The organism is Pseudomonas sp. Wu6, assembly GCF_019891515.1.
Classification (GTDB): domain Bacteria; phylum Pseudomonadota; class Gammaproteobacteria; order Pseudomonadales; family Pseudomonadaceae; genus Aquipseudomonas; species Aquipseudomonas orientalis_A.
In genome coordinates this window covers 1-26,341 of sequence record NZ_JAFLXH010000017.1, presented here as the reverse complement: position 1 = coordinate 26,341, position 26,341 = coordinate 1, and the positions used below count along the sequence as shown (strand labels likewise).

Sequence of the window (26,341 nt, the reverse complement as noted above, 5' to 3'; positions counted from 1 at the left end):
TTGGCTTGCCACCAAGAGGTGACCGGTCGGAGGCGGCAGGCTGTCCCGAACGGAGCTGGCTAAATCGCCATGCAGCGCAAGTGTCGTAGCGGTAATAGGTGGCGTAGTTCATGTCGTGATTCCTTCAAGTGTGTTTGATTGAGCAAATTATCCGGGCCTGGAAAAACAAAACCCCCGGTCGGGGAGCCGACCGGGGGTTAGATTTCTCTGGCAGGCGACCCCTTGAGTAGTGGGCGCCGATTTCAGGTATCAGGCGCGCCAGTGGCTAAACCAATACCCAAAATAAAAGCTGACCAGTGCGCTCGAACCGTTCACACGGGTAGCCGACACCGAGCGCGAGGCGCTGGCGGCAGGGCAAACCTGAGTGTGGGTGAGTGGCAACATGGTCGATCTCCAAATGATGTTGGGCAGCTTACTAGAGCTTCGCGGGTGGATTCAATCAGTAATTTCTATCGCGCAGCGGGACTTACGGCTATGGCGTGAGTGTCGATATGATGACGACGTCCCACACTGATTGCCGGAATCCGACCATGACTGCCTTGACCCTCGCTGCCGCGCAAACCGTTTCAATCGCCGGCGACGTAGACGCCAATATCGCGCGACACCTGGTGTTCATGCAGGCTGCAGCCGCACGGGGTGTGCAACTGCTGGTGTTTCCAGAGCTGTCATTGACCGGCTATGAGCCTGCGCTTGCAGGCGACTTGGCGATCGCGCCTGAAGCGCCACTGCTCGCGCCATTGCGCGAGATGGCGCGGGAGCTGCGGTTGACGGCCGTGGTGGGAATGCCGATCCGCCTGGCGCCAGAGGCGGGTGTGCTGATTGGCGCTTTGGTGCTGGGAGCTGATGGTTCCCTGGTGGTCTACACCAAGCAGCATCTGCATCCCGGCGAGGAAATCGCGTTTGTTGCGGGGCAGGGCGGCGCTGCGCTGGAATGGGGGGATGATCGTATCGCACTGGCCGTTTGCGCTGACTTTTCCCACGCTAGTCATCCGCACCAGGCGGCGCTGGCGGGCGCCAATATATACGCCGCAGGCGTGTTGATCAGCGAGAGCGGCTACGCGACGGACAGCGCGCTTCTCCAAGGCTATGCAGTGGAACACAGTCTGTTGGTGTTGATGGCTAACCATGGCGGCCCCTCGGGTGGCTGGACCTGTGCCGGACGCAGTGCGATCTGGGCCACCGACGGCCGGTTGCTTGCAGCGGTGCCCGGCGGCGGCGAAGCGCTGGCGATCGCCTGTCGCGATGACGAGCGCTGGGTTGGACAAGTGGTGGTCTTGTAAATGACCTTCCACCTGCGCGCTGCAACGGACCAGGACCTGCCCTTTGCACGAAACCTGACCCACCAGGCAATGAACCGCTATTACCAGCAAAACCAGTTGCTGTGGTCCAACGATGGCTTCGATACGGCTTGGGCCGGTCGGGAAAACTGGATGATCTGTCAGGATGACAGTGTGCTGGGGTTCATCAGCTTGAGCCGTGACAGCAACGCGCTCTATATCCGCGAATTGCATATGCTTGAGCAGTACCGTGGACTTGGCGCGGGTAGCTGGGTGCTGCAACAAATGGCGTTGAAGGCCCGCACGCTGGGGCTGTTGCGTTTGACCGTATTCAAGAACAATCCGGCCAAACAGCTTTATGAGCGCATGGGATTGCGCGTTGTCGGTGAAGAAGACAGCTTCTGGCGAATGGAGCGCGTCTGTCCCTCAAGCTAAAAGCCTGCGTCGGATCCTGATAAGCGCATACTGGGTGAGGAGCCGACTTCCTGATCGTCGTTCTGGCCGTCAGCCTCAGCAAGGATGATCCCCTCTTTCATGCCCAAAAGGACCGCTACCTTATGGGCCTCCCCACGCCGTCCCTTTTTGCGCCCAGCGAGCACTTGATAGGTGGTTGCCGGATCGACGCCGTGTTCACGGGCAAACGCCTGAACGGACTTTCCCTGATGTTCCAGCCAGGCCTTGGCTTGTGCAGCAGTACGGATTCCGGGCATAGTTCAAAACCGTTCAAGTTCGTTCAACAAAGAGATGAGTGTGTCACCTCTTGGGGTGTGCCAAATAGGATCATACATCCAAATGAGTGGAATCGGTTCGCGTTTGAGGCAGGAAAGAGAGCGACTTGGCCTGTCGCAAAAAGTGTTTGGTGAAATCGGAGGCGTTGAAGCCAACGCACAAGGCAAATATGAAAATGGTGGGCGTGCGCCCAAGGCCTACTATTTGTCCCGTGTGGCCGAGAGAGGCGTGGATATCCTGTACGTGTTGACCGGGGCTGCCACGCCGATTCAACTGGAAAACCTGAGCCAGCTTGAAGAGAAAGTCCTGGTTGATTACCGGGCGATGTTCAAGGAAGACCAGGATGCAATCCGCCGCCTCACCTCGACCCTGGCCGAGCATTCCCTTTCCAGGAATGGAAAAATCAAGCCGCACCCGCAGGATTCCTGACCTTTTGCCCAGCAAATCCGGCCCTCCACCCGCCGATGGCCGCGCGCCAAGCGGTCAAACTCCATATATATGATGCCAGCGGCTAGGTCTGCGACCCGGTTTTTTGCTAAGGTGGTCAGCAACCTATAAAGACCATATCGCGAGGTGTCTGCTTGATTAGGGTGCTAGTAGTCGATGACCATGATCTCGTTCGTACAGGCATTACACGAATGCTGGCTGACATCGATGGCCTGCAAGTAGTCGGCCAGGCCGAGTCGGGAGAGGAGTCTCTGATCAAGGCCCGGGAGTTGAAACCCGATGTGGTGCTGATGGACGTCAAGATGCCGGGTATCGGCGGTCTTGGCGCCACGACTAAATTATTGCGCAGCCATCCTGATATCAAGGTTGTGGTGGTAACCGTGTGCGAGGAAGACCCGTTCCCTACACGTCTCTTGCAGGCGGGGGCGGCCGGTTACCTAACCAAAGGCGCCGGCCTGGCGGAGATGGTGCAAGCCATTCGCCTGGTATTTGCCGGGCAGCGCTACATCAGCCCGCAGATTGCCCAGCAGTTGGCGATCAAGTCTTTCCAGCCCACCAGCGATTCACCGTTCGACGCGCTATCGGAGCGGGAGATCCAGATCGCCTTGATGATCGTCGGTTGCCAGAAGGTGCAGTCGATTTCCGACAAACTGTGCCTGTCGCCCAAGACCGTGAACACCTACCGCTATCGCATCTTCGAGAAACTCGCCATCAGCAGTGATGTTGAATTGACCCTGCTCGCAGTGCGTCACGGCATGGTGGACGCCAGCGCCTGACATGACCACACCGTTTGATCCAAGTGCCTTCCTCTCGACCTGCAGTGGCCGCCCCGGCGTGTACCGCATGTTCGACAGCGAGGCGCGCCTGCTCTACGTAGGCAAGGCCAAGAACCTGAAAAACCGTCTGGCGAGTTACTTTCGCAAGACCGGTCTGGCGCCCAAAACCGCCGCCCTGGTCGCGCGCATCGCCCAGGTCGAAACCACCATCACCGCCAATGAAACCGAAGCGCTGCTGCTTGAGCAGACGTTGATCAAGGAATGGCGGCCTCCGTATAACATCCTGCTGCGCGACGATAAATCCTATCCCTACGTGTTCTTGTCGGACGGCGCTTTCCCACGGCTGAGCATTCACCGTGGCGCGAAGAAGCAGAAGGGCAAGTATTTCGGGCCTTACCCGAGCGCAGGTGCCATTCGTGAGAGCCTGAGCCTGCTGCAGAAAACGTTCTTTGTGCGCCAGTGCGAAGACAGCTTCTACAAAAACCGTACACGGCCATGCCTGCAATACCAGATCAAGCGCTGCAAGGCGCCCTGCGTGGGGCTGGTGGAACCTGCCGAATACGCCGAGGATGTGCGTCACTCGGTGATGTTCCTCGAGGGGCGCAGTAACGCGCTCACCGATGAGCTGTCGGGGGCCATGGAAATCGCTGCCAGTACCCTGGATTTCGAGAAGGCTGCCGAACTGCGCGATCAGATCTCTTTGCTGCGCCGCGTCCAGGACCAGCAAAGCATGGAAGGCGGCACCGGCGAGGTCGACGTGATTGCGGCGTTCGTCAACCCGGGAGGTGCCTGCGTGCACCTGATCAGCGTGCGTGGCGGGCGAGTGCTGGGCAGCAAGAATTTTTTCCCGCAGACCGGCATCGACGAAGACGTCTCCGAGGTCATGGCGGCGTTCCTCGGCCAGTACTATGTGAGCAGCCCCGAGCGCGACCTGCCGTCGGAACTTATCGTCAACGTGGTCCACGAGGATTTCCCGACCCTGATCGAGGCGATCCACGAACTGCGCGGGCGCGAGCTGGACATCAGCCATCGCGTTCGCGGTACCCGGGCCCGCTGGCAGCAACTGGCCGTGACCAACGCTGAGCAGGCCCTGGGCGCACGCCTGGCCAATCGACAGCACGTTGCCGCGCGCTTCGAATCCCTGGCCGAGGTGCTCAACCTGGACGAGCCACCGCAGCGCCTGGAGTGTTACGACATCAGCCACTCCAGCGGTGAGGCCACCGTGGCCTCTTGCGTGGTGTTCGGCCCTGAAGGCCCGATCAAGGCCGACTACCGGCGCTACAACATCGAAGGCGTCACCGCCGGCGACGATTACGCCGCCATGCACCAGGCGCTCACACGGCGCTTCAGCAAGTTGAAGGACGGGGAGGGCAAGTTGCCCGATATTCTCCTGGTGGACGGTGGCAAGGGTCAGTTATCCATGGCCCGCGACGTTCTCAACGAACTGGCGGTGCCCGACCTGATCCTGCTTGGCGTGGCCAAGGGCGCCACGCGCAAGGCCGGTTTCGAGACGTTGTACTTGAATGATGCCGCCCATGAGTTCACCTTGAAGGGCGATTCCCCGGCACTGCACCTGATTCAACAGATCCGCGACGAAGCCCACCGCTTCGCCATTACCGGCCACCGTGCGCGTCGCGGCAAGACCCGCCGAACCTCAACCCTGGAAGGCGTTGCAGGGGTCGGCCCGACGCGGCGTCGCGACTTGCTTAAACATTTTGGTGGCTTGCAGGAGCTCTCCCGTGCCAGCATTGACGAAATAGCCAAAGCACCCGGTATCAGTAAAAAGCTCGCTGAATTGATTTATGCCAGCCTGCACAGCGAATAGAATGCCTTCTCACCTCGTAGCCAGTTGTGCCGATGAATATCCCTAATCTGATCACCGTTCTACGCGTCCTGCTTATCCCGATCTTCATTTTGTTGTTCTATTTGCCCTATGAATGGAGCTACGTCGCGTCCAGTTCGGTATTCGCCTTTGCCGCCGCCACCGACTGGCTCGACGGCTACCTGGCCCGCCGCCTGGAACAGAGCACGCCCTTCGGCGCGTTCCTCGACCCTGTGGCCGACAAACTCATGGTCGCCGTGGCCCTGGTGTTGTTGGTGCAGGAGCACGGCAACCTGTGGCTGACCCTGCCGGCCGCCGTCATCATCGGCCGCGAAATCGTCGTCTCGGCCCTGCGCGAATGGATGGCCGAAATCGGCGCCCGCGCCCATGTCGCCGTATCAAACATGGGCAAATGGAAAACCGCCGCGCAAATGCTCGCGCTGGTCATCCTGCTGGCCAACCCATCGGACTTCTCGTTCTGGGTCCTGACCGGCTACGCCTTGCTGCTGGTCGCCGCAGGCCTGACCCTGTGGTCCATGCTGCAATACCTGCGCGCCGCCTGGCCTCACCTGCGCACCACCGTTGAAAAGAAATAAAACTTTTTTGAATCAAGGGGTTGACGGGTGCCGAAGATTCTATAGAATGCGCATCACCAAGCGGGAATAGCTCAGTTGGTAGAGCACGACCTTGCCAAGGTCGGGGTCGCGAGTTCGAGTCTCGTTTCCCGCTCCAAGATTCAGAAAAAAGCCACTCAGATGAGTGGCTTTTTTTTGCCTGAAAAATGTCTGTACTCATGTTGGCGAGCTACTGCGAATCGCCGTCCGGCCAAGCCACCTGCTGAACTCCAGCATTAAGGGCGATGATGTCCGCGTAGGTTCAAGCGGGCGCGATCGCCTTTATCGCCAGGATGTTCATGCGCCAACGGAGCTCTTATCCGCAATCAAGCACCCGCCAGACGAGCCCATAACGCTTGCGCCTGCGTGTTGTGATTACCCAGCCAGCGCACCAGTATCACCTCGAGATGATCAGGCTCCATTTGCGGATATAGCCTGACCAGTTCGCCCTGTTCAATCATCCCCGCGACCATGGTGTGGGGCATGCAAGCGACACCGTGGCCGTTGGCGACCATGGATTTCAGCGCCTCGGACACCGTCGCTTCGAATACCCGTTGCAGGCGTTCGGGTTGAGGGTGGCGACTGACCTGGGTGCGCGAGAGTTCGTGCAATTGGGCGCTACGGGAATAGGTCAGCCACGGGATCGGACCCTCTGATTGAGTGCAATGCTCGGCCAGTTGGGGTGTGGCCACCCAATAAAGCTCGTCGTGACCCAGCGACAGGGTTTCGAACTCCTCACGCTGGGCGTAAGCCTGCGATTCAGCTTCCCGATAAAACAGGATGAAGTCGCAGCGGCCGGACAGCAAGGCCATGTAGTAATCATCCGTGCTGCGGTAGCTGGTGTCGATGCGGGTAAACACCCGCTCGCCTGGCGGTATCGCGTGGCTGATCCAGTCCGGAAAGAAATTGCAGGCCAGGGTGTGCAGCGATGCGAAGCTCAACGGGCAATCGAGAATTTTCACGCTCTGCTCGCAGTCGCGTGCCAGACGTACCAGTTCCAGGGCGTTCGGCAGCAAAGCCCGGCCGGCGACTGTCAAGCGGATGGGATTCTTGCTGCGGTCGATCAGGACTGCGCCCAGGCGCGTTTCCAGCAATTGGATGCGTCGACTCAAGGCTGACTGCGACGATCTACGCATGCTTGCAGCGGCGGTAAATTTTCCCGTGTCTGCCAATGCAAGGAAATCCTCATACCACTCAATATCCATAGTTATTCCAATAGTCGATAGGCCGAACCGGAAAGTGAATCAATCGGCGCTATCGTTACCTTTCGATGGCTGGTTATTGTATTGATGAACCCAAGCCTGCAAAGACCCTTTGGGTGCATCGTCGATCATAAGAACAACTACCGCTTCGGGGCAATGTTATGCATAAAGTGAATGGTCTGAACGCGTTGCTCAAGACGTGCTCGCTGGCGTTGATGATGTTCGGCGCCTGCACGGCACATGCAGGTGTGCTGGAAAACGTAAAGGCACACGGTAGCCTTCGTTGTGGTGTGGCCAGCGACAAGCCGGGTTTTTCGATCATTGATAACCAGGGCCGATGGACCGGCATGGATGCAGACCTTTGCCGTGGCATTGCGGCCGCCGTGCTGGGCGATGCGAACAAGGTGGAGTTCATCGCCACCACCGGCAAAAACCGTTTCACCGCGCTGGCCTCTGGCGAGATTGACGTGCTGTCGCGTTCCACCTCATGGACGGCGGACCGCGTGGCGAGCCTGGGGGTCGACTTTACGGCGATCTGGTTCTATGACGGGCAAGGCTTCATGACGCATGCCGAGGACAAGATCGGAAAGCTCACCGACCTGGCAGGCGCGACCTTCTGCCTGTCTCCAGGCACGACCTCGGAGCAGAACCTTGCGGACTATTTCGGCAAGCGCGGCCTGACCTTCCGCACGGTGGTCATTGAGAAGAGTCCTGAGCTGTTCGCCGCCTTCCAGAAAGGCCGGTGCAATGCCATCACCAACGATATGTCCGGCCTGGCGGCGCGCCGCGCGTTGTTCAACACGCCTGACGATTACCCGCTGCTGCCCGAGGTCATTTCCAAGGAGCCGTTGGGGGCCTACGTCGCGCAGGGCGACGCCGTGTGGCGCAACATCGTGACCTGGACCGCCTATGCGTTGATCACGGCCGAAGAGCTGGGCGTGGATTCCGACAACGTCGATAAACTGCACGCGGACAAAACCGCGTCAGCCGATGTCGCGCGCTTGCTGGGCACCGATGGCAACATCGGCAAGGCGTTCAGCCTGGACAGCGATTGGGCGTACCGGGCGATCAAACAGGTCGGCAACTACGCGCAGATTTATGACCGTAACCTTGGTCCGCAAACCGGTTTGAACTTCCCCCGTGAAATGAACCGCCTCTGGAAAGACGGCGGGTTGTTGTATGCGCCACCGATCCGCTGAGTGGCCAACTTCAATCAACGAAACGGGATGTAGTCATGCTGACCCAACGTTTTAACCGTGCGCGCCTGCTGAGTGCGCTGCAGCAGGGGCTTGTGCTGTTGCTGGTGGTGCTGGTGTTTTATGGCCTGGCACACAACGCAAGCCTGAACCTCAAAGCCCTGAACATTGCGTCCGGTTTCGGCTTTCTGACTGACCGGGCAGGCTACGACATCAGTTTCCAGCTGATCGACTATGCGCCCTCCGACAGCTACGGGCGGGCGTATCTGGTTGGCCTGCTCAATACCTTGCTGGTGTCAGTCATCAGTATCGTGCTGGCAACGCTGATCGGCGTGCTGCTGGGCGTCGGCCGGGTTTCGGAAAACTGGCTGGTCAACCGCCTGTGCGGGATGAGTATCGAGTTTCTGCGCAACGTGCCGTTGGTGGTGCATCTGATCTGGTGGTACGGATTGATGCTCGCACTGCCCAGTGTGCGCCAGGCTTTCTCGCTGGCAGACGTGTTTTTCCTGAGTAACGCCGGCCTGCAGGTGCCGTGGCCGCAGCAGGGCGCAGCCGTCGGCTGGGGCCTGGTATTGATGGGCGTGGGTGCGCTGTCCGCTATCGTCGCCTTCAAGTTGCGTGATGCACGTGCCCGCTGGCGTGGGTTTACCCCACGCCGCTGGCCCTGGGTGATGGCGTGCGCGTTAGTGCTGCCCATGCTGGTGTACGTGATCAGCGGTACCGCGTTGCACTGGGACGTGCCGACCCGTCAAGGTTTCGGGTTTCACGGCGGTGCCACGTTGGTGCCGGAGTTGCTGGCGCTGTGGCTGGCGCTGTCTTTCTACAGCGCCAGCTACATCGCTGAAACGGTGCGTGCCGCCATCCAGGCAGTGCACCGAGGCCAGTACGAAGCAGCGAAGGCGCTGGGCTTTGTGCGAGGCACCGCCATGCGTCAGCTGATTGCACCGCAAGCGCTTTACGCCATGGTCCCGCAAATAACCAACACCTACATGAACATCGTCAAGAACTCATCGCTTGGCGTCGTGGTTGGGTTCATGGAGCTGGTGTCTTCGACCGGCGGCACAACGTTAAATCAGACGGGTCAGGCTATCGAATGCATTGTGCTGGTGATGGCGACCTATTGCGTGATCTGCCTGGTGATTTCTCTGGCGATGAACTTTTACAACTATCGCATCAGCAAGCGGGGGCACTGAGCATGAACGAACTGACTCATATCGTCCCGGTGCGTTTGCCACCCCAGGCGACGCCCTCGGTGCGCGCCTGGCGCTGGGTGCGCCAGTCGATGTTCCCCAGTGTCGGCCACTCGCTGCTGACCCTGCTGGTACTGGCTCTGCTGGCATGGTGCATCCCCAAGGCACTCAACTGGCTGGTGCTGGACGCGACGTTCGTCGGCAGCACCCGTGACGCCTGTAATCCTCACGCAGCCTGCTGGTTGCCGGTCATCGAACGCTGGAACCTCTTCGTTTACGGTTTCTATCCAGAAGCTCAGCGCTGGAGAGTCAACCTGGCATTCCTGCTGGCCGTCGGCGCGTTCGTCCTGTTGTTTTTCAAACGTCTGGACCGCCGTGCCTTGCTGGCGTACCTGGTGATGTTGCCGCTGCTGATGTGGTGGCTGCTCAAGGGCGGAGCAGGTCTGCCAGGCGTCTCGTCGACGCAGTTTGCCGGCATGACCGTGACCGTGATGCTGGGCACCATCGGCATGATTTTCGCGCTGCCGCTGGGCATTCTGCTGGCGCTGGGACGGCGCTCGAAGAAGCCGGTCATCCGTCTTCTCTGCGTGCTGTACATCGAGCTGGTGCGCTCGGTGCCGGTGATCAGTCTGTTGTTCATGGCGTCGCTGATGATCCAGCTGTTCCTGCCGCCAGGCGTGGCGTTCGACATTCTGCTGCGGGTGCAGGTGGTGCTGATCCTGTTCACCGCCGCCTACATGGCCGAAACCGTGCGCGGCGGCTTGCAGAGCCTGCCCAAGGGGCAATACGAGGCAGCACAGGCGCTGGGCTTCGGTTACTGGAAAACCATGGGGCACATCATCCTGCCGCAGGTGCTCCGACAAACCATACCGCCGTTGCTGACCCAGTTTATCGGCCTGTTCAAGGAAACCACGCTGGTGATGGTTGTCGGCGTGCTGGACATCGTCGGCATCGCCAGCAGCACAGCGGCGTCGGCTGAATGGGCGGGGCATGACCACGAGATCTACATCTTCCTTGCCCTGTACTTTTTCATTATTTGCTTCGCGTTGTCGCGCTATGCCCGCCATCTCGAAAATAACCTGGAGCATGACCGCTCATGAGCATCGCCAATCACACCGATAGCGGTCCTATCGTGCGTATCGAAAACCTCAACAAGTGGTACGGACAGACCCACGTGCTGCGCGACATTTCATTGTCGGTGGCGGCCGGCGAGAAGTTGGTGATCTGTGGACCTTCGGGCTCCGGCAAGTCCACCCTTATTCGCTGTATCAACCAGCTCGAGCAGCACCAGCAGGGCACGATCGAAGTGTTGGGCCAGGCACTCGACGGCAAGCGTCTGGAGCAGTTGCGTCGCCAGGTGGGTATGTGTTTCCAGAGCTTCAATCTGTTCCCGCACCTTACGGTGCTGAAGAACTGCACCCTTCCTCAAACGGCCAACCTGGGTGTGCCGGTGGACGAAGCCATTGAGCGCGCCTTGCAGTTGCTGGACAAGGTGAAGATGCGTGATCACGCCAACAAGTATCCCTCGCAGCTGTCCGGCGGCCAGCAGCAACGCATTGCCATCGCGCGAGCGCTGTGCATGCAGCCACGGATCATGCTGTTCGATGAGCCGACCTCCGCACTGGACCCGGAAATGATCGCCGAAGTGCTCGAGGTGATGACCGGCCTGGCCGAAGATGGCATGACCATGATCTGCGTGACCCACGAAATGGGGTTCGCTCGCAAGGTCGCCGACCGTGTGGTGTTCATGGATGGCGGAGAAATCATTGAGCAGGCGCCGCCTTCAGAGTTTTTCCATGCGCCGCAGTCGCCACGCACGCAGCGCTTCCTCAACCAGATTCTGAACCATGGGGCGCAGCCGGCATGACGTCTCCTATCGCAATCGCGTTGCACGGTGGTGCCGGCGTACTGCAAGCGGGCGTTTTGAGCGCCGAAGACGAGAACGCTGTGCACGCCAGTCTGTTGAGTGCGCTCAAGGCCGGACTGAGCATCCTGGAGGAGGGCGGCAGCGCGCTCGACGCTGCCCAGGCCAGCGTGGTGGAGCTTGAGGAATGTCCCTGGTTCAACGCCGGCAGAGGCGCCGTATTCACGGACAAGGGCGATCATGAAATGGACGCCGCGATCATGAGCGGTGACAACCGTGAAGCAGGCGCCGTGGCCGGGATCCATTTTGCGCGCAACCCCATCAAGGCTGCGCGTGCGGTGCTTGAGCACAGCGACCACGTGCTGTTGTCCGGCGTCGGTGCCGACCAGTTTGTTGCCGCCCAGGCGCTGGAGCATGTCGACAATGCATGGTTCGACACCGAACTGCGTCGCAGGCAATGGCAAGCCCAGCGCCTGAACCCGCAAGCGCTCAGCCTGGAACCCGGTGGCATTGAGAAAAAATTCGGCACCGTGGGGGCTGTGGCATTGGACCGCAGCGGCCAGGTGGCCGCGGCGACGTCCACGGGAGGTATTACCAACAAGCGTTACGGACGCATCGGTGATACGCCGCTGATTGGTGCCGGCACCTGGGCCGACAACCGCAGCGCGGCCATTTCCGCCACCGGGCATGGCGAGTTTTTCATTCGATGTGCCGTCGCCCACGACATCGCCGCACGCATGCGTTACACCGGCGCCAGACTGCGCAAGGCATGCGACCAGGTGGTGCTGGGCGAGCTGAAAGCGCTGGGCGGCAATGGCGGCGTGGTTGCCGTGGCCCCTAACGGCGACACCGCGCTGGTGTTCAATACACCCGGCATGTACCGCGCCTGGCGCGATGCCGAGGGCGGGCTGCATACGGCGATCTACGCCGCAGAGGATCGGTTGCACGTTCAAGAGGCAACGACCTGAGCGTTTTGACCAATGTTGATGTTGTGATGAAGACCCCTTCAACCTGGAGCGCAATGATGAAAATAATAAAAACGTTAAAGAACGCCAAAGGTGTTCTGCTGTGTGTCCCCTTGTCCATCGCACTGTACGGATGTCAGCAGTTACCGCCGAAAACGGTGGTCGCCAACGCTGACGCCGTATTGGATGCACCGGTTAAAAAAGTGGGCAATCAACAACTGCTCGTCCGTGGCCCGAGCGGTGAAGGTTTGATTCCGGTGTTTGCCAGTGGCGATATCAACGCGGTCGCGCCGGACGTCACGAACGTGTTTATCGTCATACATGGCACCCTCAGAAACGCCGATACCTATTTCGCAACGGGTCAACAGATCCTCGCCGGCGCTGGATCGCTGGGTAAAGGGGCAATGATGGTTGCCCCGCAATTTCTAACGGCTGCGGATGTGAAAGCCTTCTCGCTGCCTGCCCGGAGTCTGGCATGGACGCAGGAGGGCTGGAAAGGCGGAGAGCCGGCGGTCGGCCCTGTACCCCTCAGTTCCTTTGCGGCGCTTGACGCGTTGCTCGAACATTTTGCCGATAAACGTCAGTACCCGGCGCTGTCCAGCGTGGTGTTGATGGGGCACTCGGCCGGCGCGCAGATTCTGCAACGTTATGCCGTGGTGGGACGCGCCGATCCGATATTGGCGCGTGCCCATATCGATCTTCGCTACGTGGTTGCCAATCCATCCAGCTACTTGTACTTCAGTGACGAGCGGCCCGACAGCCAGGCTATCGCCGGTGGTGCGTGCCCGGAAGCGACGAAATGGAAATATCAACTCAAGGATGCTCCGCAATACGTGTCGTCGCAGAATGTGGAAACGCTGGAGTCCGACTATGCCGCGCGCAATGTCGTCTACCTGCTCGGTGAAGCAGACACAGACCCGTACAAGCACTTCATCGATCGTTCATGCGCGGGTATGGCACAGGGGCCTTATCGGCTCGCGCGAGGACGCTCTTATTTCGATTACATGAAAAAACGGCACCCGGCGCACTTGAAACAGAAGGTTGTGATAGTGCCAGGCGTCGGCCACGATAATTTGAAAATGTTTACGTCCAACTGCGGGATGGCCGTATTGTTTGACCAACCGACACCCAAGACCTGTCCGGTCATAACCGGCGCTAAATAACTGGCGCGAACTCAAAGAGTCTTTTGATAGCGCTCTATGAGTCAGCGCGTCAATAAGACAGTCCGTGTTTAGATACTGTTAGTCAACAGGTCAGACAGTCCTGGACGTTTGATTAATATCGGGGTGACCCGTCAGTGAACAGCATTGATGGGCTGACCCGCGAACCAACTCAACTATAAAAAATCGCCGCTTATCGCTGCGGTATTAATAAAACACGTCCGTTGACACACTATTTGGGGGCAGTATGAACAAGCAAACTCTGGTGGTGGCCATTGCACTCGCCAACGTATCTTCGTTCAGCGTATATGCCGGCGAAGCAGCAGGCGCAGGCGACTTTATCTCTGGGTCCAAGGCAAGCATCAGCTCGCGCACTATGTATTTCAATAATGACAACCGCGCCGGTGGTGCGGATCAGAAGGAAGCCGCCCAGGGGCTGCTCTTCAATTATGCGTCGGGTTATACCCAGGGCACGATTGGCCTGGGCGTGGACGCTCAAGTGCTCACGGGGATTCATCTGGATGGGGGCAGGGGGCATCATCCGGATAAAAATACGTTTTCTCCAAGCGACTCGGATGGCTCTGCTGAACAGACCTGGAGTCGCGCGGGCGCCAACGTGAAGGTCAAACTCGCGGATACAACGTTGAAGGTGGGCAATGCGCTAAGTCCTGAACTGCCGATTCTCAATGCCAGCGAAAGTCGTGTGCTGCCGCAGACTTTCCAGGGCGGTATGCTGACGTCCAAAGTATTCAATGATGTAACGCTGAACGTTGGCAAGATCACGGACGCTGTTGGCCGTGCCTCCAGCAATAGTTCCGGACTCTCTGTATCCGGCGCGACAAAGGACTCCAACAGTTTCCAGTTCGCGGGCGCCGACTGGAAAATCACCAGGAACTTGACCGCTCAAGCCTATCACGCTCAACTCAAGGATTTTTACAATCAAACCTTCCTCGGCCTCGTTTATCTGGTGCCGATTGGCAATGATCAAACCCTGAAAACCGACCTGCGTTACTTCGATAGCAACTCCGATGGCAAGAATGGCCAGGCGGGCTATCGCTTCAACAACAATGGTGGTTACGCAAAAGATGCAGGTGAGGTTTCCAACAGGACATGGAGTGCCATGTTTACGTATGCCCTCGGTGGTCACTCCATTATGGTCGGTCATCAGCGCGTGAGTGATGATGGCGGGTTTGTGTGGGTCAATAATGGAAGCATCGCCGACAGCCGTGGGCGTAACGAGGGACAGGGCGGGTCGGATTTCTACCTGTTCACCAACAGCATGATCAATCAGTTCGCCCGTGCCGGGGAAAATACGACATTCGGCCAGTACAGCTTCAATTTTGCTTCCGTGGGCATTGCCGGTTTGAAAATGAGCGCCGCCTACTTGCACGGTGATGACATTAAAGACGTGAAAAACGGCAGTGATCATTCTGAATGGGAACGCGACATGCGCGTTGCTTACACCGTGCAGGAAGGACCGCTGAAAAACCTGAGCGCAACGCTGCGACACGGTGTGTATCGAGGTGACGGCTCGGGGGGATCCAATACCGATCAAACCCGCCTTATTTTCGATTACACCTACAACTTCATGTAACGCCAACCGGAGGAGAAGTTGCGTTCGGTAGCGGGGGGAGGTCGTTAGAACCCGAGGCCTATAACAGCTCTCGGAACCGACTCCCGCTGATTCGCTAAGGTATCGACGAAACGGATGGCCATTTTCGCGCGCCCAGTTGGGTCGAATAGAAAGTTTTCGGGTTCGTCTCTGTAACACCACTGTCTATAACGTGCGTATTTGAAATGGAGTGCTACGGCTATGAAATATTGGCTTTTAATATTGATTGCAGGCGTATTGTCCGTCTCGTCGCTCAACGCTGGAGCGACGCAAATAAAGACGCCTTCGTCATACGCGCAGTCAACGTTCATCGTGTTATGTGATTGTAATACCCATCTGAAGCGCACGCTGATCGAGCATGAAATCAATAAAGCCGGCGGAAAAGTTCTGTTCATGTATGAAGACCTTGGCGGATTTGCCGTCAAAACGTCGAAGTCAGACGATCCTGACCAACTTGAGCGCAGGTTACGTGGCATACGCGGAGTCAAGTCGATAGAGCGTGATGGCGAGGCGGGCGTCAATACAGGAAGCTGAATGCGTCAAACCTCTGTCGTGCTTTATGGTCCGCGTTGGGTCGCTGTCAAGTTGGTGTAGGCGACAGGCTCCCGGTAACGTGTCCAACCCCGCAGGTGCTTGATTGTTCATGACAGATACCTGTGTCACCGCCTACCGCTTCCGCTGTTCGGCTCGGCTGGTTTCCTTGATCGCAAAGAACAGACAGCGCACAGTTTCACGATCCTGTTCTGACAATAAACGGTAGTAGCGGATCAGTCGCTCTTCCTCTCGGCTGAGCTGTTGGGGGCGCAGGGCTGTGCCGAGGGCGGTAAGCAGTGAGGGGAAAAACGAAGTATTCAGCATGATCCAGGTTCTTCATGAGATGAATGGAAATGTGGGCTTCTTGCCCTGAACAGCTGAATACATAACGTCTCTTTTGGAAAAGGGCTCGTCATTTTTCGTGACTGTTGGGTTTTTCGGATGGGGCTGTCGGAAGTGTTTGGCGAAGGTGTAGGAGCGATCTTTCAAGGCCGGGCGACCAGGTCAAGCTTGCACAACCAGGAGCGTATGGCTTCAACCAGTTCTATCTTGCACTCCACCGGCAACCAGTGCCCGCCGGGCAGGCGGGTCACGGTGAGATCTGCGCAGGCCGCTCGCATTGGATCGCCCAGCTGATTACCGTTGATGGTGTTCATCTGATCGTAATCGCCGTTCACAAACAGGACTGGCAATGCCAAGCGGCCGCCGTTGCGCGCGCGGTGCGCATACTCAATGTTGGCATCGTCGTTTAAATACCATGCGCAGGGCGCGCGGAAACCCTGCGCCTGGAAATTGCGCACCAATTCGGCGAAGTCTGCCTGCGGCCAGAGCGCCAGGTCTGGCTGGGTGAGGGGAGCCCGGTGCGCTTGGCCAAATCGCCCGCCTTTGCGGGTGACTTCGGCATTGGCTGCAACCTTGCCGATACTCGCCGGGTCGCCTCGTCGATAAATCGACGCCAGCGATGCGGCTTTATCCGCATCAAGATCAGCGACAGCACACGCAAAGTGCGTGGTGTAGTAGCGGTAATAATCCCATTGGCCGTCCGGATACGTGTCCGCCGGATAGATCGAGCGGTCAACCAGTGGGACGAGCGTCGGCAAGGCGTTAGTGGTGAGGAAGTACGGCACCGAAATCAATACAACACCCCGGCTGCGCTGAGGTTCATGGGCGACCAGTTCACCCGCCACGACGCTGCCCCAGTCGTGGCCCACCCAAATGGCGGGCATGCCACCGAGATGGTCATGAAGCTCTGCCATGTCGGCCACGATGTTTTCAAGGGTGTAGGCACCAGTGAGCGCGGGCGCGGAAGAGCGGCCATAACCGCGCATGTCGGGTGCAACGCAGTGCCAGCCTTGTGCAGCGAACGCTTGTATCTGTGCGCGCCAGATCAGGCTGAGTTCCGGCCAACCGTGCAGGAACACCATCAATGGCCCATCGACCGGACCCATCTCTACATAGTGCGTCGTATGGCGGGGGGTAGTGAGAACACGCGAGGTCAGCTTGGAAGTGGACACGGTATCTCCTCATGCTACGTCGGCTGATGAACGCAAAGCGGCCACACTGTAGTGAGCGGCAGGCTTCATGGTTCGTTCCATGTTGCGCGCACACCATATTCCGTTTTTGTTCAGCGCACAGGCGCTCGGACGCCCAGGCCGGTCATCCAATGGTCATAAAACAGACGGAAGGCACATAAGGATTCTAAAGTTGAGAGGGAGTGGGCAGATAACCCCTATGTCGCCTATATCCGCAACACTGTTCAAGGATCGAACTCATGACCCAGCGTCAATCCGTCCGCATTACCCTTCCTGGTCATCCGCGTTTTTGCTGGTTTGCTCTTATCCCGGTAGTGCCTGCCGTGGTGTGGTTGCTGGTGCAATCAGCCTCCACGGCCAACCTGGTGGCGTGTGCGGTACTGGTGCTGGTGGGGCTCGGTGCCTGTGCCTGGAGCACCGGTTCACAGCGCAAGGCGGTGTTGCGCACGACATCGCGGGCCCAGGCGGATCAGTCAACGGTGGACGCAGCGCACAACGGCATGGCTTCTCGCGCGCAGCTCGATGAAGTGTTGCTGGGCGCCATGCCGATCTGGGCCAAGCAGGTGGAAAGCTCGCGGCATCAGACTGAAGAAGCGATTGTAAGCCTGGCCAACCGTTTCACCGGGATCGCCACGCGATTGCAGGACACGGTACAGGCCTCGCAGCAGGCTGCCGGCGAACTGGACGGGCAGTCCGCCGATGGCGCGCTGGAGGTGCTGGCGCGCAGTGACAGCGAGCTGAGCCAGGTGATCAACTCGCTCAAGGCCACTCAGACCAGCCGTGACCAGACCCTGGCCCAGGTCCGCAGCCTCACCGCCTATACCAAGGAACTGCGCGCCATGGCCGCCGACGTGGCGGCGATTGCCGCGCAGACCAACCTGCTGGCCCTTAACGCAGCCATCGAGGCGGCGCGTGCCGGTGAGGCAGGGCGCGGCTTTGCGGTGGTGGCCGACGCGGTGCGCAGCCTGTCGAACAAATCCAGTGAAACCGGCCAGCAGATGTCGGCCAAGGTCGACATCATCAATAACGCCATCACGCAATTGGTGCAGGCCGCATCCAGCAGTGCCGACCAGGACAGCCACTCGGTGGCCGAGTCGGAAAACAGCATTCAACGCGTACTCGAGCGCTTCCAGAACATCACCGGGCGCCTGGCCGACTCTGCCGACCTGCTCAAGCAGGAAAGCTACGGCATCCGTGATGAGATGACCGAAGTGCTGGTCAGCCTGCAATTCCAGGACCGGGTCAGCCAGATCCTCAGCCACGTGCGAGACAACATGCAGGCCTTGCATGACCACCTCCTGCAAGCCAGCCAGGCGCCGGACCAGGCGGTGGGCGTCGATGCCCGGCAGTGGCTCGAGCGGATGGAAGCCACCTATGCCACCGACGAGCAACGGCGCCTCCATCACGGAGCGGCGGCCGCGCAGCAGAACTCTCAAGACATCACCTTCTTTTAGGAGCACATCATGGCAAAGAATGTATTAGTGGTCGACGACTCCAGCAGCGTGCGGCAAGTGGTCGGCATCGCCTTGAAAAGCGCCGGCTACGACGTCATCGAGGCCAGCGACGGCAAGGATGCCCTGAGCAAGCTCACCGGGCAGAAAGTGCACTTGATCATCAGCGACGTGAACATGCCCAACATGGACGGCATCACCTTCGTCAAGGAGGTCAAGAAGCTGGCCAATTACAAGTTCACCCCGATCATCATGCTGACCACCGAGTCCCAGGAATCGAAGAAGGCCGAGGGCCAGGCCGCCGGCGCCAAGGCATGGGTGGTCAAGCCGTTCCAGCCGGCGCAGATGTTGGCGGCAGTGTCTAAACTGATCCTGCCTTGATCCCGGCGCCAGGGAGGCTCCCATGCCGATTACCACTGAAACAGTCGACGATACTGCCTGCGTGCGCATCGACGGCGAGCTGACCATCTACACCGTAGCGGAACTGGCGGCTGCGCTGCTGCCCCGGATCGGCGCGACTCCCCGCCTGGAGCTGGATCTGTCGCAGGTCACGGAGATGGATGGCGCCGGTTTGCAGTTGCTCGCAGTGGTCCAGCGTGAGGCGGGCGTTGCCGGTACGGCCTTGAGTGTGACCGGCCAAAGCCAGGCGGTCATGCACGCACTGCAACTGTGCCGTAGCGCAGGCTTGTAGTCGCCACTTCCCATGTTTTTTTGATCGACAAGGACAGTCCAGGTGAGCATCAATCTCGATCAGGCACAGCAGACATTCATCGTTGAGGCACGCGAGCTGTTGCAGGCCATGGAGCAATCCCTGCTGCAATTGGAAAGCGAGCCCGGCGACCAGGATGCCATCGGCGCGATTTTCCGCGCCGCACACACCATCAAGGGTTCGGCGGGCCTTTTCGGTCTGGCGTCGATCGTGGGGTTCACGCATATCGTCGAAGACGTGCTTGACCGCCTGCGCGAAGGCAAGGTAGCGGTGGACGCCGCGTTGATCGCGCTGCTGCTCAAATGCGGCGACCACATGCTCGAACTGGTCGAAGTGGTCGCCAACCGCGGTGAGGCGCCGACGCCTGCAGCGCTGGAGCGCGGTGAGGCATTGCGCGAGGCACTGAGTGCCTATCAGCCGATGCGAACCGCCGCTGCCGGCGTCGAAACCGCAGAGGTGGCCGACGACGCGACGGTCGACGTGCTCTGGCACCTCTCCCTGCGCTTCGGCGTCGACGTGTTCCGTAACGGCATGGACCCGCTGTCGTTTTTGCGCTACCTCGAGACCCTGGGTCAGGTGCTGCAGGTCACCACCCTGACCGACAGCATCCCGCCCATGGACCGTTGGGACCCGGAAAGCTGCTACCTGGGGTTCGAGATCGACCTGCGTTCGACGGCCAGTCACGCCACCCTCAACGAAGTGTTCGACTTTGTGCGTGACGACTGCGAGGTGCACATCAGTGCGGTCGACGAAGCGCCCGGCAGCACGGCGGTCGCCGCCGGCGACCAGGTCACCCAGGCAGAGCAGAGCCTTGTGGCGGCGACACCGCAGCGTTCTGCGCCAGCCAGCGAAGCGAAACCCCGCGACGGCAATTACGTGCGGGTCAACGCCGACAAGCTCGACGAGCTGATCAACCTGGTCGGCGAATTGGTGATCGCCAGTGCCGGCTCAAGCCTGCTGGCCCGCTCCTGTAACAACGACCCTTTGCAAGAGGCGACCTCGACGGTATCGGCGCTGGTGGAAGAAATCCTCGATGGCGCCCTGCACCTGCGCATGATCCCCATTGGTGACACGTTCAACCGTTTTCGCCGTGTGGTGCGCGATATCAGCCAGGAATTGGGCAAGGACATCGAACTGAGCATCAGCGGTGCGGACACCGAGTTGGACAAGACCGTGGTCGAGAAAATCGGCGACCCGCTGATGCACCTGCTGCGCAACGCCATGGACCACGGTATCGAAAGCGCCGATGCGCGACAGGCGGCCGGCAAGCCGACCAAGGGTCATTTGAGCCTCAATGCCTACCATGACTCCGGAAGCATCGTAATCGAAATCGCCGACGACGGCGCCGGGCTCAACCGCGAACGCATCCTGCAAAAGGCCCAGGAACGCGGGCTGGTGGCCAGCGGCGCGGTGCTGACCGACCAGGAGATCTACAACCTGATCTTCGAAGCGGGTTTCTCCACCGCCGAGGCGGTGACCAACCTGTCCGGGCGGGGCGTCGGCATGGACGTGGTCAAGCGCAATATCACCTTGTTACGCGGCACCGTCGACCTGGACAGCCGCCCCGGCGAGGGCACGGTGGTGCGCATCCGCTTGCCGCTGACCCTGGCGATCATCAATGGGTTTCTGGTCGGCATCGACCAATCCACCTATGTGATTCCCCTGGACATGGTCCAGGAATGTATCGAACTGGATGAACGCCAGCGCCAGTCCAGCCGCGACGACGGCTATCTGGACCTGCGTGGCGAGGTCTTGCCGCTGGTGGACCTGCGTGAACACTTCAGCCACGAAGGGCCGGCCGCACGGCGCCAGAACGTGGTGGTGGTGCGCTACGCCGAGCACAAGGCCGGGCTGGTGGTGGATGACCTGCTCGGTGAGTTCCAGACCGTGATCAAACCGTTGGGCAAGCTGTTCGGCGCGCTGCGCGGCATCAGCGGCTCGACCATATTGGGCAGCGGCGCGGTGGCCCTGATCCTGGATGTACCGGCACTGCTCAACCAACTCGTACAACTGGAAGCCCGCACGCCCCAGGCGCCTCAATCGCCGCCGGTCGTCGCTCGCTGACGCATAAGCAATTCCATGGAGGTTCCCCGATGAAATGGTTCTACGATCTTAAAATTTCCACCAAGCTGATCAGCTCGTTCCTGGTGGTCCTGGCGCTCACTGCGGCCATGGGTGGCTTCGCCATCCTCCAGCTCGGCGCCGTCAACCAGGCGGCCCAGGACATCAGGGGCAATTGGATGCCTTCCATGCGCGCAGCGGCCGGCATGCGTTTTTTTGCCGCCAACTATCGCTTGAAAGAAAACCGCCACCTTGCGACCGACATCGCCGAGGAAAAGGCCCAGGCCGAACGTGAGGCCGCCGACGCGCGCCAACAGTTCGACACCCGCATGGGCACCTACGAGCAGTTGCTGTCGAACGACGAAGATCGCCAACTGCTGGCCAGCGTGAAAAGTGCGTGGGACGCGTACTTGGCGAGCAGCAAGCAAGTGCTCGAGTTTTCCCGGCAGAACCAGGAAGTCCAGGCACGTGGTTTGCTCAGGGGAGAGTCCAAGGGGCATTTCGATGAGGTAACCAGCCGCCTGCAAAAAATGATCGAGATCAATGATGCCGGTGCGACGGTTGCGGGTGACAAGGGCTCGGCGCTGTATGAAAACGCACGCCTGTCGATCAGCGCGGTACTGGTCGCGGCCTTGTTGATCGGCCTGGGCCTGGCGGTATTCATCGCCCGGATTATTTCCCGCCCGTTGAGGCAGGCCGCAACCGCCGCCGAACAATTGGCCGAAGGCAACCTCAATGCCCACATCGAGCCGGGTGCCAAGGATGAAACCGGCATGGTGCTCAACGCCATGCGCAACATGGTCGGCAAGCTGGCGCATATCATCGGCGAAGTGCGTAACGCCGCCGATAACCTTGCCAGCGCCTCCGAACAGGTCAGCGCCACGGCGCAATCGATGAGCCAGGCCACCAGTGAACAGGCCGCCAGTGTCGAGGAAACCAGCGCCTCGGTGGAGCAGATGAGCGCCAGCATCAACCAGAACACCGAGAATGCCAAGGTCACCGATGGCATGGCCAGCAAGGCCGCCAAGGAAGCCACCGAAGGCGGCGAATCGGTACAGCAGACCGTGGTGGCGATGAAGAAAATCGCCCAACGCATCAGCATCATCGATGACATCGCCTACCAGACCAATCTGCTCGCCCTCAACGCCGCCATCGAGGCCGCTCGGGCCGGCGAGCACGGCAAAGGCTTCGCCGTGGTGGCCGCCGAAGTGCGCAAGCTGGCCGAGCGCAGCCAGGTCGCGGCCCAGGAAATCGGCGAGCTGTCGTCCAGCAGCGTGGACATGGCTGAGAAGGCCGGCAAGCTGCTTGACGAAATGGTGCCGTCCATCAACAAAACGTCCGACCTTGTGCAGGAAATCAGCGCCGCCTCCGAAGAACAGGCCGCCGGTGTCGGGCAGATCAACACCGCGATGACCCAGCTCAACCAGGTGACCCAGCAAAATGCGTCGAGCAGCGAGGAACTGGCGGCCACGGCCGAAGAAATGAGCAGCCAGGCCGAGCAATTGCAGCAAGCCATGAGCTTCTTCGTGCTCGATTCAACCCCAAAGTCCGCGGTTCAAAGCAGCGGCGTCGACAGCCCCGGCAGCAAGCCCAGCCGTCAGCCGCCGCGCCCGAAACCACAGGCACCGCGCAAGGCCTTCGCCTACAACATGGCCGGCGCACCTGACGAATCGGACTTCACCCGCTTCTGATCCCACGATCGATACGGGCCTACAAGGAGAGTGACATGGGCGCAGTGATGACGACTCGGCATACCGCGGTTGCGGTGGATGAGGACGCGCAATACCTGACCTTCATGCTCGGCGGTGAAATGTTCGCCATCGGCATTCTGGGCATCAAGGAAATTATCGAATACGGCAGCCTGACCGTGGTGCCGATGATGCCGGCGTTCGTGCGCGGGGTGATCAACCTGCGCGGCGCGGTGGTGCCGGTGGTGGACTTGTCGGCGCGCTTCGGGCGGGCCAACTCGGCCATCACCCGGCGCTCCTGCGTGATCATCATCGAGGCGAATACCGACGACGGCCGGCCCCAGGATATCGGGTTGCTGGTCGACACCGTGTCCGCCGTGCAGGAGATCCCCGCCGCGCAGATCGAGCCGCCGCCCAGTTTCGGCGCGCGGATTCGCGCCGATTTCATCGGTGGCATGGCCAAGGTCGACGGCAAGTTCGTGATTGTGCTGGAGGTGGACAAGGTGCTGTCCATCGATGAGATGTCCAGCCTCGCCGAGGACGGCCAGGCGGCGGCCCTCGACCTCGATCCGCGTTGAGTCCCGACCATGCCAGATACCGCCTCCATCGACGATCGTGAATTCGGCCAGTTCCAGAGCTGGCTGTACCGCGCGGCCGGCATCAACCTGTCGCCGGCCAAGAAAGCCCTGGTGGCCGGGCGCCTGTTCAAGCGCCTCAAGCACTACGAGCTGCACAGCTACGGCGAGTACTTCAAGCTGATCATGAGTGACCAACGCAAGGGTGAGCTGCAGGTTGCGCTGGATTTGCTGACCACCAACGAAACCTATTTTTTTCGCGAGCCCAAGCACTTCGACTTCCTGCGCCAGCAGGTGCTGCCCGGGGCCGCGCCGGGCAAGGTATTTCGCGTGTGGAGCGCGGCCAGTTCCTCGGGCGAAGAACCCTACAGCCTGGCGATGACCCTGGCCGAGGGCCTGGGCACCACGCCTTGGGAAGTGATCGGCTCGGACATCAGCACCCAGGTGCTGGCCAAGGCGCGCAACGGCCACTACGCCATGGAGCGCGCCGCGACGCTGCCCCAGCCGCTGCTGACCAAGTATTGCCTCAAAGGCATTGGCCGCCAGGAGGGCACCTTCCTGATCGACAAGGCCTTGCGCAACCGCGTCAATTTTGTGCAGGTCAACCTGAACGAAGCGCTGCCGGCCCTGGGCGAGTTCGAGGTGATCTTCCTGCGCAACGTGATGATCTATTTCGACCAGCAGACCAAGAGCCAGGTGGTCGCGCGTCTGTTGCCGCTGCTCAAGCCCGGCGGTTATTTCATCATCAGCCATTCGGAAAGCCTCAACGGTGTCAACGACACCTTGAAGCTGGTGGCGCCGTCGATTTACCGCAAGCCATGAAAAAACCAGTCGGTGTGAGCGAAGTGGTGTTGGCGCCTGGCCAGGTCAGCTTTGCGACACGGCCGACGCGCCTGCGCACCTTGCTCGGTTCCTGCGTGGCGATCACCTTTTGGCACCCGCAACGGCGGATCGGCGGCATGTGTCATTTCATGCTGCCGGGGCGCCTGCGCAATCATCAGCCCCTGGACGGCCGCTATGGCGACGAAGCCATGGAACTGCTGCTGCGCCACGCCCAGGCCAATGGCACGGGGGCGCAGGATTACCAGGTCAAGTTGTTCGGCGGCGGCGAGATGTTTCCCGATCACCAGCGCCGCCTGCCGACCCACGACGTGGCCAGCCTGAATATTCGCGCGGCGCTGGCCCTGGCCGAGCGCTATCAATTGCACCTGACGGCCCAGGACATGGGCAGTACCGGTTACCGCACGATCATGTTCGACCTGTGGAACGGCAACGTCTGGGTCCGGCACCAACCTATGGGAACACTTCAACAAGATGCCTACCAAAAAAATCAGTGTGCTGCTGGTCGATGACTCGGCCGTGGTGCGCCAGGTACTGCTGGCGATTCTCGCTGACACGCCGGATATCCATGTGATGGGGGCCGCCTCCGACCCGATTTTCGCCATGGACAAACTCGCCCGGGAATGGCCGGATGTGATCGTGCTGGATGTAGAAATGCCGCGCATGGACGGCATCACCTTTCTCAGGAAAATCATGAGCGAGCGGCCGACACCGGTGGTGATCTGCTCGTCGCTGACCCAAAAAGGCGCGGAAACCTCCCTGCAGGCGCTGGCAGCGGGTGCCGTGGAAATCATTACCAAGCCCACGACCGGCCTGAAGAGTTTTCTGATCGAGTCGGCGGCCGAGTTGGTGGCGGCGATCCGTGCCGCGGCTAATGCCAACGTCAGGAACCTGGGAAAGCGCAGCGTCAGCGTGACGCCGTTACCGGCACCGGCCGGCAAGCTCAGTGCGGATGCAATCTTGCCCGCCGCCAATGGCCAGGCCATGGCGCACACCACCGAACGTATTGTCGCCATCGGCACCTCCACCGGTGGCACCCAGGCGCTGGAGGCGGTGCTGACGGCACTGCCGCGGGTGTGCCCGGGCATGGTGATCGTGCAGCACATGCCGGAAAAATTCACCGCCTCGTTTGCCGAGCGTCTCAACAGCGTCTGCGAGATCGAGGTGCGCGAAGCGCGCAACAATGACCGTATCCTGCCCGGCCTGGCCCTGATTGCCCCTGGCGGCAAGCACTTGATGGTCACCCGCAGCGGCGCCTATTACCACGCTCAGGTGATCGACGGGCCGCTGGTCAACCGGCACCGGCCTTCGGTGGATGTGCTGTTTCGTTCGGTGGCCAGGTTCGCTGGCAGGAACGCTACGGGCATCATCATGACCGGTATGGGCGACGACGGCGCGCGCGGGCTCAAGGAGATGCTTGACGCCGGCGCCGCCACGGTGGCCCAGGACGAGGCCAGTTGTGTGGTGTTCGGCATGCCCAAGGAGGCGATCAAGCTCAATGCCGCCCAGCGCATCATGGCGTTGGGGGATATTCATCGGGCGATTTTGCATAAGTGAACGTGAGTTCCAGGCTGCCTTGATCGTCCGTGGCACCCTAGGTGTCTACACAGCTTTGGTGCGACGCTGGGGGAGGGAGCAGCCTATGACTATTTACGGATGCTCCACAATCCAACTGTGGGAGGGGGCTTGCCCCCGATGACGGCCTCAGAGCCGACCAGAATTTTGTGTCGATCCTGGTCCAACTGTGGGAGGGGGCTTGCCCCCGATGGCGGCCTCAGAGCCGACCAGAATTTTGTGTCGATCCTGGTCCAACTGTGGGAGGGGGCTTGCCCCCGATGGCGGCCTCAGAGCCGACCAGAATTTTGTGTCGATCCTGGCCCAACTGTGGGAGGGGGCTTGCCCCCGATGGCGGCCTCAGAGCCGACCAGAATTTTGTGTCGATCCTGGCTCAAATGTGGGAGGGGCTTGCCCCCGATGGCGGCCTCGGGGCCGACCAGGATGTTGGATCAGACCGAGTACATATCCGTTTCTGCGGTAACGGCCACTTAGGGTTCCGCCCTGACGGCGGCTCACTTTTGAAAAGCGCAAAAGTAAGCA

At 60.1% G+C, this 26,341-nt stretch carries 27 protein-coding genes and 1 tRNA gene; 24 read left to right on the top strand and 4 right to left on the bottom strand.

All coding sequences use genetic code 11. The features are described from left to right. The first annotated feature begins 530 nt into the window (after nucleotides 1–530). Both J1G34_RS13650 and J1G34_RS13645 read left to right on the top strand, forming a co-directional pair. Nucleotides 531–1,280 carry a carbon-nitrogen hydrolase family protein gene (locus J1G34_RS13650; RefSeq protein ID WP_065895542.1) on the top strand — a complete coding sequence of 250 codons (750 nt, stop codon included), beginning with the start codon at nucleotides 531–533 and terminating at the stop codon, nucleotides 1,278–1,280. Then, a complete protein-coding gene (locus J1G34_RS13645; RefSeq protein WP_065895543.1) occupies nucleotides 1,281–1,712 on the top strand; it encodes a GNAT family N-acetyltransferase in 432 nt (143 codons plus the stop codon). Here J1G34_RS13645 and J1G34_RS13640 read toward each other — a convergent pair. Continuing rightward, nucleotides 1,709–1,987 (bottom strand): DNA-binding protein, encoded by a 279-nt coding sequence (locus J1G34_RS13640; RefSeq protein WP_065895544.1) that lies wholly within the window; start codon nucleotides 1,985–1,987, stop codon nucleotides 1,709–1,711. The genes J1G34_RS13645 and J1G34_RS13640 overlap by 4 nt on opposite strands. Before the next feature lie 82 nt (nucleotides 1,988–2,069). Here J1G34_RS13640 and J1G34_RS13635 point away from each other — a divergent pair, with 82 nt between their 5' ends. The 5 genes from J1G34_RS13635 (at nucleotide 2,070) to J1G34_RS13615 (ending at nucleotide 5,783) form a co-directional block, all read left to right on the top strand. Next, nucleotides 2,070–2,435 carry a helix-turn-helix domain-containing protein gene (locus tag J1G34_RS13635; RefSeq protein WP_065895545.1) on the top strand — a complete coding sequence of 122 codons (366 nt, stop codon included), beginning with the start codon at nucleotides 2,070–2,072 and terminating at the stop codon, nucleotides 2,433–2,435. A 152-nt stretch (nucleotides 2,436–2,587) separates the two neighbouring features. Beyond that, entirely contained in the window at nucleotides 2,588–3,229 is a 642-nt protein-coding gene (gene gacA, locus J1G34_RS13630; RefSeq protein ID WP_017530522.1) for a response regulator transcription factor GacA, read from the top strand. Nucleotide 3,230: 1 nt separating this feature from the next. Beyond that, nucleotides 3,231–5,054 carry an excinuclease ABC subunit UvrC gene (uvrC, locus tag J1G34_RS13625; protein ID WP_065895546.1) on the top strand — a complete coding sequence of 608 codons (1,824 nt, stop codon included), beginning with the start codon at nucleotides 3,231–3,233 and terminating at the stop codon, nucleotides 5,052–5,054. A gap of 32 nt (nucleotides 5,055–5,086) precedes the next feature. Further along, nucleotides 5,087–5,647, top strand: coding sequence for a CDP-diacylglycerol--glycerol-3-phosphate 3-phosphatidyltransferase (gene pgsA, locus J1G34_RS13620; RefSeq protein ID WP_003190391.1), 561 nt, complete (start codon nucleotides 5,087–5,089; stop codon nucleotides 5,645–5,647). A gap of 60 nt (nucleotides 5,648–5,707) precedes the next feature. Further along, nucleotides 5,708–5,783: transfer RNA gene (locus J1G34_RS13615), tRNA-Gly, on the top strand. 208 nt (nucleotides 5,784–5,991) lie between these two features. Here J1G34_RS13615 and J1G34_RS13610 read toward each other — a convergent pair. After that, nucleotides 5,992–6,870 (bottom strand): LysR family transcriptional regulator, encoded by an 879-nt coding sequence (locus J1G34_RS13610; RefSeq protein ID WP_122461714.1) that lies wholly within the window; start codon nucleotides 6,868–6,870, stop codon nucleotides 5,992–5,994. A gap of 158 nt (nucleotides 6,871–7,028) precedes the next feature. On the opposite strand from J1G34_RS13610, the gene J1G34_RS13605 reads away from it, so the two are divergent. The 8 genes from J1G34_RS13605 (at nucleotide 7,029) to J1G34_RS13570 (ending at nucleotide 15,388) form a co-directional block, all read left to right on the top strand. Beyond that, nucleotides 7,029–8,066 (top strand): amino acid ABC transporter substrate-binding protein, encoded by a 1,038-nt coding sequence (locus J1G34_RS13605; protein WP_065895548.1) that lies wholly within the window; start codon nucleotides 7,029–7,031, stop codon nucleotides 8,064–8,066. A gap of 35 nt (nucleotides 8,067–8,101) precedes the next feature. Further along, nucleotides 8,102–9,256, top strand: a complete 1,155-nt coding sequence (locus tag J1G34_RS13600) for an amino acid ABC transporter permease (protein WP_222994192.1) — start codon at nucleotides 8,102–8,104, stop codon at nucleotides 9,254–9,256. 2 nt (nucleotides 9,257–9,258) lie between these two features. Further along, the gene (locus J1G34_RS13595; protein ID WP_222994191.1) at nucleotides 9,259–10,353 is read left to right on the top strand and encodes an amino acid ABC transporter permease; all 1,095 of its coding nucleotides are present in this window, start codon (nucleotides 9,259–9,261) and stop codon (nucleotides 10,351–10,353) included. Next, nucleotides 10,350–11,120, top strand: a complete 771-nt coding sequence (locus J1G34_RS13590) for an amino acid ABC transporter ATP-binding protein (protein WP_065898270.1) — start codon at nucleotides 10,350–10,352, stop codon at nucleotides 11,118–11,120. Before J1G34_RS13595 ends, J1G34_RS13590 begins: the two co-directional genes overlap by 4 nt. Then, nucleotides 11,117–12,085, top strand: coding sequence for an isoaspartyl peptidase/L-asparaginase family protein (locus tag J1G34_RS13585; RefSeq protein WP_065895552.1), 969 nt, complete (start codon nucleotides 11,117–11,119; stop codon nucleotides 12,083–12,085). Before J1G34_RS13590 ends, J1G34_RS13585 begins: the two co-directional genes overlap by 4 nt. 56 nt (nucleotides 12,086–12,141) lie before the next feature. Further along, complete coding sequence (locus J1G34_RS13580; RefSeq protein WP_122461731.1) at nucleotides 12,142–13,245, top strand: alpha/beta hydrolase; 1,104 nt, start codon at nucleotides 12,142–12,144, stop codon at nucleotides 13,243–13,245. 244 nt (nucleotides 13,246–13,489) lie between these two features. Then, a complete protein-coding gene (locus J1G34_RS13575; protein ID WP_222994190.1) occupies nucleotides 13,490–14,836 on the top strand; it encodes an OprD family outer membrane porin in 1,347 nt (448 codons plus the stop codon). Nucleotides 14,837–15,055: 219 nt separating this feature from the next. Then, nucleotides 15,056–15,388, top strand: coding sequence for a hypothetical protein (locus J1G34_RS13570; RefSeq protein ID WP_065895555.1), 333 nt, complete (start codon nucleotides 15,056–15,058; stop codon nucleotides 15,386–15,388). Between the two features lie 132 nt (nucleotides 15,389–15,520). Here J1G34_RS13570 and J1G34_RS13565 read toward each other — a convergent pair whose 3' ends face one another. Both J1G34_RS13565 and J1G34_RS13560 read right to left on the bottom strand, forming a co-directional pair. Then, nucleotides 15,521–15,712 carry a hypothetical protein gene (locus J1G34_RS13565; protein ID WP_130138723.1) on the bottom strand — a complete coding sequence of 64 codons (192 nt, stop codon included), beginning with the start codon at nucleotides 15,710–15,712 and terminating at the stop codon, nucleotides 15,521–15,523. Between the two features lie 161 nt (nucleotides 15,713–15,873). Then, nucleotides 15,874–16,902, bottom strand: coding sequence for an alpha/beta fold hydrolase (locus J1G34_RS13560; RefSeq protein ID WP_222994189.1), 1,029 nt, complete (start codon nucleotides 16,900–16,902; stop codon nucleotides 15,874–15,876). A gap of 257 nt (nucleotides 16,903–17,159) precedes the next feature. Between J1G34_RS13560 and J1G34_RS13555 the strand changes: the two genes are divergently transcribed. The 9 genes from J1G34_RS13555 to J1G34_RS13515 are packed head-to-tail and all read left to right on the top strand — an operon-like array spanning nucleotide 17,160 to nucleotide 25,801. Next, nucleotides 17,160–18,374: a methyl-accepting chemotaxis protein gene (locus J1G34_RS13555; RefSeq protein ID WP_222994188.1), complete on the top strand. Its 1,215-nt coding sequence runs from the start codon at nucleotides 17,160–17,162 to the stop codon at nucleotides 18,372–18,374. A gap of 9 nt (nucleotides 18,375–18,383) precedes the next feature. Then, the gene (locus J1G34_RS13550; RefSeq protein ID WP_010446480.1) at nucleotides 18,384–18,752 is read left to right on the top strand and encodes a response regulator; all 369 of its coding nucleotides are present in this window, start codon (nucleotides 18,384–18,386) and stop codon (nucleotides 18,750–18,752) included. 22 nt (nucleotides 18,753–18,774) lie between these two features. Continuing rightward, complete coding sequence (locus J1G34_RS13545; protein ID WP_065888283.1) at nucleotides 18,775–19,062, top strand: STAS domain-containing protein; 288 nt, start codon at nucleotides 18,775–18,777, stop codon at nucleotides 19,060–19,062. A gap of 42 nt (nucleotides 19,063–19,104) precedes the next feature. After that, entirely contained in the window at nucleotides 19,105–21,144 is a 2,040-nt protein-coding gene (locus J1G34_RS13540; protein ID WP_222994187.1) for a chemotaxis protein CheA, read from the top strand. A gap of 29 nt (nucleotides 21,145–21,173) precedes the next feature. Next, nucleotides 21,174–22,832: a methyl-accepting chemotaxis protein gene (locus J1G34_RS13535; protein ID WP_065898265.1), complete on the top strand. Its 1,659-nt coding sequence runs from the start codon at nucleotides 21,174–21,176 to the stop codon at nucleotides 22,830–22,832. Nucleotides 22,833–22,867: 35 nt separating this feature from the next. Next, on the top strand, nucleotides 22,868–23,407 hold the full coding sequence (locus J1G34_RS13530) for a chemotaxis protein CheW (RefSeq protein WP_065895560.1): 540 nt from the start codon (nucleotides 22,868–22,870) through the stop codon (nucleotides 23,405–23,407). A 9-nt stretch (nucleotides 23,408–23,416) separates the two neighbouring features. Continuing rightward, a complete protein-coding gene (locus J1G34_RS13525; protein WP_065895561.1) occupies nucleotides 23,417–24,226 on the top strand; it encodes a CheR family methyltransferase in 810 nt (269 codons plus the stop codon). Continuing rightward, complete coding sequence (gene cheD / locus J1G34_RS13520; protein ID WP_065888288.1) at nucleotides 24,223–24,756, top strand: chemoreceptor glutamine deamidase CheD; 534 nt, start codon at nucleotides 24,223–24,225, stop codon at nucleotides 24,754–24,756. Before J1G34_RS13525 ends, cheD begins: the two co-directional genes overlap by 4 nt. After that, a complete protein-coding gene (locus J1G34_RS13515) occupies nucleotides 24,719–25,801 on the top strand; it encodes a protein-glutamate methylesterase/protein-glutamine glutaminase (RefSeq protein WP_065888289.1) in 1,083 nt (360 codons plus the stop codon). Before cheD ends, J1G34_RS13515 begins: the two co-directional genes overlap by 38 nt. Nucleotides 25,802–26,341: the final 540 nt, after the last annotated feature.